The 11703-nt window shown below is 42.9% G+C and carries 10 protein-coding genes; 7 read left to right on the forward strand and 3 right to left on the reverse strand.

Going from position 1 to position 11703, the window contains the following annotated elements; genetic code table 11:
- Positions 1-11 precede the first annotated feature (11 nt).
- Together EV210_RS17040 and EV210_RS17045 are read right to left on the reverse strand one after the other, a co-directional pair.
- Positions 12-416: a hypothetical protein gene (locus tag EV210_RS17040; protein ID WP_132082563.1), complete on the reverse strand. Its 405-nt coding sequence runs from the start codon at positions 414-416 to the stop codon at positions 12-14.
- Positions 417-693: 277 nt separating this feature from the next.
- Positions 694-1608, reverse strand: coding sequence for an alpha/beta fold hydrolase (locus tag EV210_RS17045; protein ID WP_132082564.1), 915 nt, complete (start codon positions 1606-1608; stop codon positions 694-696).
- Between the two features lie 158 nt (positions 1609-1766).
- Between EV210_RS17045 and EV210_RS17050 the strand changes: the two genes are divergently transcribed.
- Positions 1767-2639, forward strand: a complete 873-nt coding sequence (locus EV210_RS17050; RefSeq protein ID WP_132082565.1) for a LysR family transcriptional regulator — start codon at positions 1767-1769, stop codon at positions 2637-2639.
- A gap of 185 nt (positions 2640-2824) precedes the next feature.
- On the opposite strand, the gene EV210_RS17055 is transcribed toward EV210_RS17050, so the two are convergent.
- Positions 2825-4690, reverse strand: a complete 1866-nt coding sequence (locus EV210_RS17055; RefSeq protein WP_132082566.1) for a sigma 54-interacting transcriptional regulator — start codon at positions 4688-4690, stop codon at positions 2825-2827.
- 369 nt (positions 4691-5059) lie between these two features.
- Between EV210_RS17055 and EV210_RS17060 the strand changes: the two genes are divergently transcribed.
- From EV210_RS17060 to EV210_RS17085, 6 genes are all read left to right on the forward strand, one after another.
- On the forward strand, positions 5060-6451 hold the full coding sequence (locus tag EV210_RS17060) for an anion permease (RefSeq protein ID WP_132082580.1): 1392 nt from the start codon (positions 5060-5062) through the stop codon (positions 6449-6451).
- Between the two features lie 30 nt (positions 6452-6481).
- Positions 6482-7735 (forward strand): 3-isopropylmalate dehydratase large subunit, encoded by a 1254-nt coding sequence (locus tag EV210_RS17065; protein WP_132082567.1) that lies wholly within the window; start codon positions 6482-6484, stop codon positions 7733-7735.
- Positions 7736-7745: 10 nt separating this feature from the next.
- The gene (locus tag EV210_RS17070; RefSeq protein ID WP_243650606.1) at positions 7746-8255 is read left to right on the forward strand and encodes a 3-isopropylmalate dehydratase small subunit; all 510 of its coding nucleotides are present in this window, start codon (positions 7746-7748) and stop codon (positions 8253-8255) included.
- 71 nt (positions 8256-8326) lie between these two features.
- Positions 8327-9424 carry a methyl-accepting chemotaxis protein gene (locus EV210_RS17075; protein ID WP_165898949.1) on the forward strand — a complete coding sequence of 366 codons (1098 nt, stop codon included), beginning with the start codon at positions 8327-8329 and terminating at the stop codon, positions 9422-9424.
- 9 nt (positions 9425-9433) lie between these two features.
- Positions 9434-10780, forward strand: coding sequence for a pyruvate carboxylase subunit B (locus EV210_RS17080; RefSeq protein WP_132082569.1), 1347 nt, complete (start codon positions 9434-9436; stop codon positions 10778-10780).
- 171 nt (positions 10781-10951) lie between these two features.
- A complete protein-coding gene (locus EV210_RS17085) occupies positions 10952-11596 on the forward strand; it encodes a hypothetical protein (protein WP_132082570.1) in 645 nt (214 codons plus the stop codon).
- Positions 11597-11703: the final 107 nt, after the last annotated feature.

Here is an 11703-nt window from a genome sequence, read left to right on the forward strand (position 1 = left end):
TTTATCAGCGATTAGCACTTATCCTGTTTAATTCGCTCCCGGTCCGGGTTTAGTAAAGGCCGTCCGCAGCCGCCGCCAAACATCGGATATTTCTTAGCAGATTCTTTGCTAATAATTGTGTCATATTGGGAACAGCGGTATGTACTGTATTCGGAGAACTCTTCCGCTACTTCCAAATAGGAACATTGATGAGCGGCCTCATCCCATTTTCCATACATACAGGGCATTTCTTTGCAGCAGTAACCGCACTGATAACACGTTTGATCGCTAAATGCTGTCGCCATTTTTTTTGATGTATTTCGCAAAACGGTGCGTCCTTCTTGTATATAATCACCCAATAGACGTTCATCCAAGCCATTAGCCCCTCCATCAATCATCAAGCCTAAGCACATGAGTGTGATTATTGCTCTATTCATCTTTAGCCTTCTTCCTAGCTCATAAACCAGCTGGTTTTTATGTCCTTGAGTACTATACCACTTTGTTTATGACTGGAAAAGTTTCATTTTCTAAGCTATAGCATAGAAAGAGTTAAGTCTGACGGTATTAAAGTAAAATACGAAATCCAGACGCAAAATAGAATTAATTTCCTCCATGAAGCTTCGTTTTTGTTAAAAATAAAAAGAAGCCTCAACTTTAAGGGTTGAGGCTTCTTTGTGTTTCTCGAGTATGGGATTATCACATGTGCTTTAAACTTTATTCTTCATTATACTTCGTCAAGAAGTTACACATCGCTTCTAAAACGATTTCCGGTTGTTCTTCAGGAACAAAATGTCCACACTCCGGAACGCCAAAGCCGCTAACATTCTCTGCCCGTTCCTGCCACCCTGCCAGAACATCCCACAAACTTCCGACAACACCATTGGCACCCCATAAAACTAATAAAGGCGTTTTGATGATTGTATCTCTGTCGAGCAGATCATACTCCATATCGATGGTTGCGGAGGCTCTGTAATCCTCGCTAATCCCGTGTATCGTCATGGGGTCAGAAAAACATCGCGTGTATTCTTGTAATATTTCTTCTGAAAACCTCTCCCGTGCCTTTGGACCGATTTTACGCTGCAAGTTAAAATGGATGAAAAATTCTGGATCGGCGCTTAGTAATTTTTCTGGAAACCCATCTGGCTGAATATAGAAAAACCAATGCCAATATTTTGTTGCAAACTCCTGGTTAGTATCTCTATACATATCATAAGTGGGGAGAATATCCATCAATGTGCATGTTAATACTTTTTCCGGATGATCCAATAGTAAACGGTGACAAACACGAGCTCCGCGGTCGTGCCCGGCCAAGTGGAATCTTGAAAAACCAAGCTGCTCCATAACAGCTACCTGGTCATTAGCCATCACCCTCTTTGAATAATTGGAATGGTCAGGTAACCCCTGTGGCTTCGTACTATCGCCGTACCCACGGAGATCGGTAAGTACGACCGTAAACTTTTCAGCTAGTTTCGGGGCAATGAATCGCCACATTATGCAAGTTTCCGGGTGGCCATGCAGAAGTAAAATAGCCTCTTTCCCCTGACCGCCAACGAAAGTATTTATTTTGATCCCATCTCCGACATCCACCAGCTTGTGGGTAAACTCCGGAAAGTATTTTTTGGCCAACATGAGAAAACCTCCTAAAAATTTATTCCGCTACAGTTATTATTACTGCGGAGCAATAAACCGTAAAATACAAATTTATTATTTGTTAATAGGTTTTAACTATATAGAATGATATAATAATTTACAATTCGCTTTTGTCGGCGGATTGGGAGGTGCAAAAAATGACAATAACGCAAATGAAGTATTTTGTTGAAGTGTGCAAGTGGAAAAACATAACGAAAGCCTCCACCAGCTTGTGTGTGTCGCAGCCGACTATTACTGTTTCAATGAAAGAATTAGAAGCAGAGACCGGTCTGAATTTGTTTAAGCGGGACGGTAAAAAAATTTCTGTTACACAAGAAGGGGAATTCCTCTTAAGCAAAATAGCGGCAGTTTTACATAGTGTAGAACAATTAAACTATGATATTTTTGACTTTGTAAACACCAAGAACCATATTAAGTTAGCTATCCCTGTACAAGTCGGCTCATACTTAATACCTATAATCCTTGAAGAATTCAAGGGTAGACATCCGGAAATAAGTTTAGAAATTGTTGAATTAGGTGGTATGGATTCATTACAAATGGTAGATCAGGAGGAAATAGATCTTGCGATTACAATCTACGAAGCAGATTATTGCAGTGGCTTGCATTACACCAAACTTTTTGATAGCGAATGCTGCTTCTGCACCAATATTGATCATCCACTAGCCACACAAAAGCAAGTCGAAGTGTCGGATTTAGTGTATGAAAAACTCGTTATGCTCCAAGGAGGCTTCTTTGTCAATAAGATGGTCTATCGAGCATTTGAGGATGCCGGAATAAAGCCTAATTTAATTTTACGGTCGGCGCAATTGCATACGGTAAAGAGTTTGGTAAATAAAAAAATAGCGTCGACCTTCTTAATGCGGGAAACCGTTTTAGACGATCCAAAAATTGTTGCTATTCCGTTTTCGAATGGACTAGAAATCAGGGCTGGTATTGTTACAAAACGAGGGAGACAAATTTATTCTGATGTAAAAAAACTGATAGACTTTACGCGGGAAAAGTTCAAATGAGCTTTCTCAATTCGCTGGTTGAGCTGATAGGGAAAAGTTTAGCCAAGGCTTGGTAAAACTAAGAGCCATAATTCTTTTCTCGAATTATGGCTCGTTAAACATACTGGCGACTATCGGCCTAAACGACCACTTTTTATACCAAGTGGTCGTTTTTTTGTTCTTCTGATAACTCTATGCTTAGGAGCTTACTTTATGCCTAGCCGTTTTATTTTACGCCACAGGGTCGTACGGTCAATCCCTAAGATTCTGGCAGCCTCTACATATTTCCCTTTTGCTAACGATAGAGCTTCGTTAATCTCATCTATTTCGCTTGGTTTGTGTTTGGGCGACTTATATGGCAGCTTGGTATCATCTAAATGAAGATGGATGGAGGACGCGTCGATTAGTTCTTGCTTGTGTATAGCCGTAATCCGTTCGATGATGTTTTTTAGCTCACGAATATTGCCTGGCCAATCATATTGTGTAAGCGCTGTCAGCGCTGCGGGGGAAAACTTTAATCGCCGTCTAAACGTGTCCTCCGGATTAGTTAGAAATAAATGGGCGAGAGCGGGAATGTCTTCCTTCCTTTCGCGTAATGAAGGGATTTTGAGTTGAAGAACATTCAGACGATAGTACAAATCGGCCCGGAACTTGTTTTCGTTGACAAGATCTTTTAAATTTTTATTTGTTGCGGCAATGATTCGAATGTCGACAGGAATTACCCGATCACTTCCTAACCGCATGACTTTTCGTTCTTGCAATACACGTAAGAGTTTTCCTTGGGTAATGTAATCCATTTCGGCAATTTCATCAAGAAAGAGGGTTCCGCCGTGAGCAAGTTCAATTAGTCCTGGCCTTCCTTTTTGGTTTGCCCCAGTGAAAGCCCCCCCGACGTAACCAAACAGCTCGCTTTCTAAAATGTGAGTTGGGAGGGCAGCACAGTTAATGGCAACAAATGGTCCTTGGTGACGGCGGCTATAGTTATGAACTGCTTGAGAGAAAACTTCTTTACCACAGCCTGTTTCACCAATGACTAAAATGGATGAATTGGTTAACGAATAATCTTTAGCGACTGCAATCGTCTGTTTGATACTATCGCTATTGCCAACGATATCATCAAAGGTCAAGTCGGCTACATGACCGGACGCATAAATATTTGACCGAACTTTCTCCTCCATTTTCTGAATGTATTTTACGTCCTGGAAAGTAATCACAGCCCCCACAACGCTGTCGTTTACTTTAATGGCAATCTTGTTGCAGAGTACATCTATACCATTAATGGAGAGAATTTGTCCTAAATCATCCTCGCCTGAATACAGAACTTTGGACAATTCCATGTTAGGACAAATCTGTGAGATCTGTTTACCAATTGCCTCGCTGGATGTAATGTTGCTGATTCTCTCTGCAATAGGGTTGAAAACAGTGATGAACTCCTTATTATCGACTGATATGATTCCCTCATATGCATAATCCAGTACGGCCTGAAAGAGGCCGGTTTTTTCTTTCTCCAGGGCGCGGGCATAGACAATTCGTTTTGCTTCTTTTGCTGCTTGCAAGATACCTTCGGTGCCGCTTTCGATTAGCTGACTAGGACAATTTAAGGTGTTCGCAGACTTTACGGTAATTGAACCGCCAATTACAACATGGACTCCATCTTGGATTGCTGTTCGTACCTGGTGATCAGCTTCGGATTCATCTTTTATGGGATATAGTCGAAGCTCTACATCTAAGATGGAACTCAAACACTCTATCCCCACGATCATGGAAGGGAAAGTTACTACTCCGATTACTTTTCCGTGGTCTCTAGCTTGCTCCACGCAACGCATAATATCAAAACCTGTTATCGGAACTTCAACTACTGTAACTGGGATTCCGGCATTTCGGATAGCCGATGCGGTGCCGCCACGCGTAATAATAATTTCGGTTCCCTGATCTAATAGCGATGAGGCGACAACCACACCCTCGCTGAGTAATCCTTTGAATACAGGTATATCATCATGGTTATTAATTAGCGCAGCTTTGGCTTTTTCTAATAAAGAATTATCAGGTGCCAGAAAACTGATAAGCGCCATATAGCCAGCCTCCTTATGCAACGAAATGCAACGATAACTTCATTATAAATTGTATGATGAATAATGCAACATAAAAAAATACGTAAAGAGAGCTTGTTCCTTACGTTAAAAATTTTTGGCTAAACAATGAAATAATGTAAATGTTGCGCACTCAACTAATGCAACGACAATTTGCAACTATTTGCAACGAAAAATGTTGCACGAAGATTCTGATAAACGCAACTAATGAATAAAATACGGTGCTCTAGGACTTGGCATGGTTATTGCAAGTTGTATAACTGTGAGGCGGAAGGATTCTTACGCAGGGGGAATTCCTATTTAGGTTCACGGACTATTTATAACGATGAGGAGGTTAAAAAAGTGAACAACATGGTACGTAGTCTTGTAGTTCTGGCGATCGGTGCGGCCATTTGGTTTGCACCTGTACCGGCTGGGTTGAAACCGGAAGCATGGAAACTAATGGCCATATTTGTTTCGACAATCCTAGGCTTTATTCTGCAGCCGCTGCCTATTGGATCATTGGCTTTTATTAGCGTTACGTTTACAGCTCTTTCTGGGGTTTTAAAACCAGCTGAGGCATTATCCGGCTTTAGCAATGGGACTATTTGGCTTATTGTTTCTGCATTCTTATTTGCCAAAGGGTTTATCAAAACTGGCTTAGGCCGCCGTATTGCTTATGTATTAATTCGCGCCCTTGGCGACAGCACACTAAAATTAGGTTATACCATCGTACTAAGTGATCTCATTATTAGCCCTGCAACTCCTTCTAACACTGCCCGGGCAGGCGGAATACTGTTTCCTATTGTAAAAAGCTTATCGACCGCTTTTGGCTCTGAGCCCGGCTCCACGGCTAGAAGAGTGGGTGCATATTTAATGCAAACGGCTTATCAGGGAAATACCATTACATCGGCCATGTTCATGACCGCGATGGCAGGTAATCCGCTCATTGCTTCACTAGCCGCAAATACGTTGAAAATTAATATTAGCTGGGGCTTGTGGGCAACAGCTGCTCTTGTACCCGGACTTTTATCTATTATTGTTGTGCCATACCTTCTTTATAAGTTCTATCCTCCCGAAGTAAAGAAAACACCGGAAGCAAAAGCAATAGCTGCCAAAGAACTGGAACAAATGGGCGCTATGTCTATAGGGGAAAAAATTGTCGCCGCTGTATTCGTAGGAGCACTGGTTCTGTGGAGTACTTCTCAATATACGAAGCTTGACGCGACTGTTGTGGCGATGCTTGCCGTTACGGTTATGATGGTAACTAAGGTATTAGAGTGGAAGGATGTTTTAACGGAAACAGGCGCCTGGGATACGTTGATATGGATGGGAGCTTTGATTGGCTTAGCTGATTATTTATCCAAGCTTGGCTTCATCCCTTGGTTTGCAAAGCTGGTTAGCGCCAGCATGGTGGGTGTACCCTGGATGCAAGCCTTTGTTATCCTTTTGGTTATCTACATGTATGCACATTACGGTTTTGCCAGCCTTGTTGCTCACATTACTGCTATGTATGCGGCCTTTGCGGCTGTGGCAGTTGCAGCAGGGGCGCCAGCGTTCCTTGTGGCGCTTGCATTAGCCTATATGTCGAACCTTTGTATGTCGCTCACTCACTATGCAGCCGGTCCGGCGCCCATTTACTTTGGTGCGGGCTATGTCGATCAGGGAACATGGTGGAAGATTGGGTTCCTGGTGTCAGTTGTTAACATGATTATTTGGGTTGGAATCGGGTCATTTTGGTGGAAGATTCTTGGTTTGTGGTAAATATAAAGCGTTGAAAATAGGAGGTTTATTATGCACGCAATTGAAAAGATCCTCGCAAAAAAGGCTGGCAAAGACTCTGTTGCAACAGGCGAAATCGTGAATTGTTTTATCGATATGGCAGGTATTAACGACCTGTATCTTCAGACGGTGCGCTCATTTTTTGAAATGGGTGGCAATCGAGTCTACGATCCTAGTAAAGTGATTATGTTTTTGGATCACTACGCTCCTGCGTCAACGATTACGCAGGCTGACAATCAAAAGCAATTTCGTGAGTTCTGCTGGGATCAAGGCATTGATTTACTAATCGATATCAATGAAGGTGTCTGCCATCAGGTCCTGGCAGATCGTGGTCTTTCTTATCCGGGTGAACTTATTGTTGTAACTGACTCACATACAACCACTCATGGTGCATTTGGCGCCTTTGGTACGGGAGTTGGTGCAACTGATCTGGCGACTATTTTAATCACAGGTAAACTTTGGTTCCGGGTTCCGGAGATAATCCGCATTAATTTTGAAGGCCAACTGCCCAAAGGTGTTTATGCTAAGGACATCATCCTTCATGCTATTGGTGAACTCGGTGCAGATTATGCCGTATATAAAGCGGTGGAGTTCGGCGGCTCTGTTATTCAGCAGCTTAGCATTTCGGAAAGAATGGCTCTGTGTAATATGACAACAGAAATGGGAGCTAAGACGGCATATATTCAGCCGGACGAAGTCACTATGGCTTTTGTGAAAGAAAACGTTACGCGTGAGTATGAAGTGTTTACAACAGACCCTGGATATCAGTACGCGGCAGAGCATACATTCGATGTATCCAAGCTAGCTCCCCAAGTTGCTGCACCATTCAGTGTTGATAACGTACATGATATTACCCAGTTTGTTGGAAGACAAATTAATCAGGCCTATCTCGGATCCTGTACGGGAGGACGCCTTGAAGATATTGCAATTGCGGCTAAAATTTTAGATGGCAAGAAAATTAATCCCCGTACCCGGTTGATTGTTGTACCTGCTTCCCGGGATGTATTGCTGCAGGCAATGGAAAAAGGCTATATGAAGACACTGATCAACGCCGGTGCAACATTTGTTACGCCAGGCTGCGCATCCTGTCTCGGTACTCATCAGGGAATGCTTGCCGGAGGAGAGACCTGTATTTCCTCCACAAACCGGAACTTCCCTGGACGAATGGGTCATGTCAAAGGCGAAATATTCCTGGGATCACCAGCGGCTGTGGCGGCTTCTGCTCTGGAAGGTAAAATAACCGATCCAACTCAATATCTGGACTAAGGAGTGTTGCATGATGGAAAAAATCGCAAGAGGGAAAGCGTTTGTTTTCGGCGCGAATATAGATACGGATCAAATATATCCTGGCCGTTTTGTAGAATTAACTGATATAGAAGATGTAGCTAAGCATGCTATGGAAGGGGCGGATCCGAACTTTGTGCAGGAGTTTAAGCAAGGCGATATTATCGTTGCTTCCACCAATTTTGGCTGCGGATCGAGCCGCGAGCATGCTGCCATCACCCTCAAAGCAGTAGGGGCAGGTGCTATTCTGGCTGAGTCCTTTGGACGTATTTTCTACCGGAATGCTGTTAATTTGGGTGTCCCTGTACTGGTTTGTCCAGAAATTAGTAAAAGAGTTAAAAAAGGAGATAGCGTATCAGTTGACATTCAGTCTGGCAAAGTTACGAACGAAACAACCGGTGAAACCGCTCAGGCTGAGCCTATGTCAGAATATATGTTGAATATACTAACAAGTGGCGGTATTAAGCCTCTAATTAAAAAGGAATTAGCACAAAGAGGCTAACCTTGATGTCCCCCTATAGGAGTATCGCCTATGGGGGGATTGATTATCGTATTAACGCAAAGAGGGATAGAATGGAAGAGATATTGTTTGTTGCGCTGTCCCAATCGATGGCCGCTATTGCAGCCGAAGTAAGCGCTGACATTGGCATTCCTCTAAAGATTGAATTGAGTACTATGTTGGAGGCTAAAGGTGCAGTTCTTTCACACCCCAATATTAGGCTTGTTATAAGCCGAGGGGGAGCGGCTGAAAATATTAAGCAATTATCTGATATAACGGTCGTTGATGTTACAGCTAGTATAGCTGATATTTTAGAAGCGGCAGACCGGTTAGCGAGTAATGGTGCAAAAAAGATTGGGCTTGTAGCACATCATAGTCTACTTGAAGACAATAAACAGAACATCCGGATATTAGACAGGGAAATTCTCATGCGTCCTTGGCAAAGTGCTGAGCAAGTAAGTCTCCTTATACAAGAGCTATCACGGGAAGGCGTTACAGCGATTGCAGGGGATAACACGGGTGTTAAAGTTGCACGAGATTATGGTTTAGCAGCTGAAGCAGTACCCACAGGTATTGCTTCAATTAAGCGATCAATTACAGAGGCAGTCAAAATTGCCAAAGCACGTGAGGCTGAACGGTTGATAGAGCGAATTAAGGCTGAACAAATTCATAAACAAGTTGAATTTATTTATAATGCCCTTGAAAGGTCCGCAAAAGCTATAGAGGAAGTGGCTGCATCCTCACAAGAGTTAGCGGCAACAAGTCAAGCGACTGCTGTAGTTACCCGATCAGTTGCGAAAGATGTTGAGAGTACATCTGCGATTTTAGGCATTATCAGGAGAGTTGCTCAGCAGACTAATTTATTAGGGTTGAATGCCGCTATAGAAGCGGCCCGTGCAGGAAACTTGGGGCGCGGTTTTTCTGTCGTCGCAGGGGAAATTAGGAAGCTTGCTGATGAAAGCCAAAGCTCTACCCAGAATATCACAAATATACTGAAACAATTCCGTAGCTCAGTAGAAACTGTTCAAAAGAATGTTGAGCAGGAAAGCACAATCACGCAAGAGCAAGCAAAAGCGATACAAGAAATTGCTGAGATGATTGAAAGTATTCGTTTGGCAGGAAAGCAATTGATTGCTGTATCAGAGTCTAAAAGTAGTGTACTAAATAAGTGAGGGAGATAGATGGTGAAAAAGCCGCTTAAAATTGTCGAGACGGTGTTAAGGGACGGACATCAGTCGCTAGCCGCAACTCGTATGAGAATTACCGATATGTTACCGGTATTAGAACAACTGGATGAGGCAGGCTATTGGGCATTAGAGGCTTGGGGTGGAGCGACATTTGACAGCTGTCTCCGTTTTTTGGGAGAGGACCCTTGGGAGCGTTTAAGAACTTTAAAAGGCCGATTAAAAAAAACTCCCATTCAAATGCTGTTGCGTGGGCAAAATGTGCTTGGCTATAATCACTATGCGGACGATGTGGTTACAGAGTTCGTTAATCGGGCCGTAGATAACGGCGTCGGTGTGATTCGTATCTTTGATGCGCTTAACGATACTCGCAATTTAGAAGTGGCAATGCAAGCTGCGAAGAGAGCGGGCGCTCATGTTCAAGGTGCTTTTGTCTACACCATTAGCCCCTATCATAATACAGAAAGTTTTCTAAAGGTTGCCCGTGAACTGGTTCAGCTTGGTGCTGATTCGGTTTGTATTAAAGACATGTCCGGTCTTTTAGCTCCATATGCTGCTTATGATTTAGCAGCTGCCTTGAAAGCAGAAATCAGTCTTCCGATCCACCTTCACACGCATTATACCAGCGGCATGGCTTCAATGACTTATCTAAAAGCTATCGAAGCCGGGGTGGATATAGTGGATTGTGCACTTTCGCCTTTTTCAATGGGCACGTCTCAGCCTGCAACCGAAGCTATCGTAACAGCGTTGGAAGGTACGTTATGGGATACGGGGATTAAAAAAGAGAACTTGTACCCTATTGCGGACCACTTTCGGGGAGTAAAGAAAGACATTGCTGATACCTTTAAACTCAATACGGCGATTGATATTGATACAAAGGTATTATCTTTCCAGATACCAGGAGGCATGTTATCGAATCTTCTAAACCAGATGAAAGAGCAAGGCATGGCAGACAAATATCCGGAACTGCTTGAAGAAATGCCGCGAGTCCGGGCCGATCTTGGCTATCCTTCGCTTGTAACGCCGACTAGCCAGATGGTGGGCTCGATGGCTGCTTTTAATGTCATGCTTGGTCGCTATAAGGTAGTGCCCAGAGAAATAAAGGATCTTGTTCGTGGCAAGTATGGACGCACTCCAGCCCCGATTGACCCAGCGATAAGACAACTTATCATCGGCGATGAAACAGTCATTAACCATCGCCCTGCTGATGATATCGCCCCGCAGATGACAGCCTTGAAAACGGAACTGGCTAATCATGGTTACCCGAATGCTTCAGTTGAGGATGTATTATCTTATGCGCTCTTCCCGGAAGTAGCGTTAGAGTATTTCAAAACTAACAGATAATAGTAAAACATACTTGTTACAAAACAACAGCGCTATCTCAGCTGAATCGAGACAGCGCTGTTGTTTTGTCGTCACGTCGCTTAATTTGCAAAAACTATCTTGACGGTGCAGGATACGGAAATACATAGCTGGATAAAATAATTTCAGCATGTATTAAGGAGGTGTAAGCCTGTGATTACTAACGAACATCTTAGGCAAACATCGGAATACTTAGATAAGATAGTTGTGGAGAAGTGGTTGTCCGAGCAGTTTCTTTCTCCGATATGGATTGGTTTATTTCTTTTTGTTATGTTTACATATATTTTGTTTTTCTATTTAGCTGATAAAAAACGGCTTGTCGAGTTATTGCTTTTTGGCTCTTTAGTGGCAGTAGCATTTTCCGTATATGATTCCATTGGTGAACTTATCGGACTTTGGTCGACGTTCTTTAGGATGGCTCCTTTACAACAGAACTTTTTTGTGAGCGATTTGACCATAATACCTCTGTATGCTATGCTGGTTTACCAGTATGCAAATTCCTGGAAGAGGTTCTTTATAGGAACTGTTGTTTGGGCTGGTCTGATTGCTTTTGTATTTTTCTATATGATCCTAAATGGATTGAATGTTTTTATCTATCTAACCCCTCTCGGGCCATATATTGACTTTGTATTCTTAATACTGATTGGCTTGATTGCGCGGGGAATCTTAGTCGTCCTTTTAAATATTGAGATAGAGCGGGGGAATCTTGCCCCAAAAGCGTCACTTGAAAGGCTCATAGCCGTACCGGCCCTGAAACCCTCAAATGACAATAACGAGGATAGCAACGGAAAGAGTTAATCGATACTTATGAAAAGGGGCTGTCGCAAAATGCTTTTTGAAAAAAAGCGTTTTGTGGCAGCCTTCTTTGCTTGAGCAGATAAAATATAGGCGAAAAAGAATAAAAA

This window comes from Anaerospora hongkongensis (assembly GCF_004339805.1).
Lineage (GTDB): Bacteria > Bacillota > Negativicutes > Sporomusales > DSM-15969 > Anaerospora > Anaerospora hongkongensis.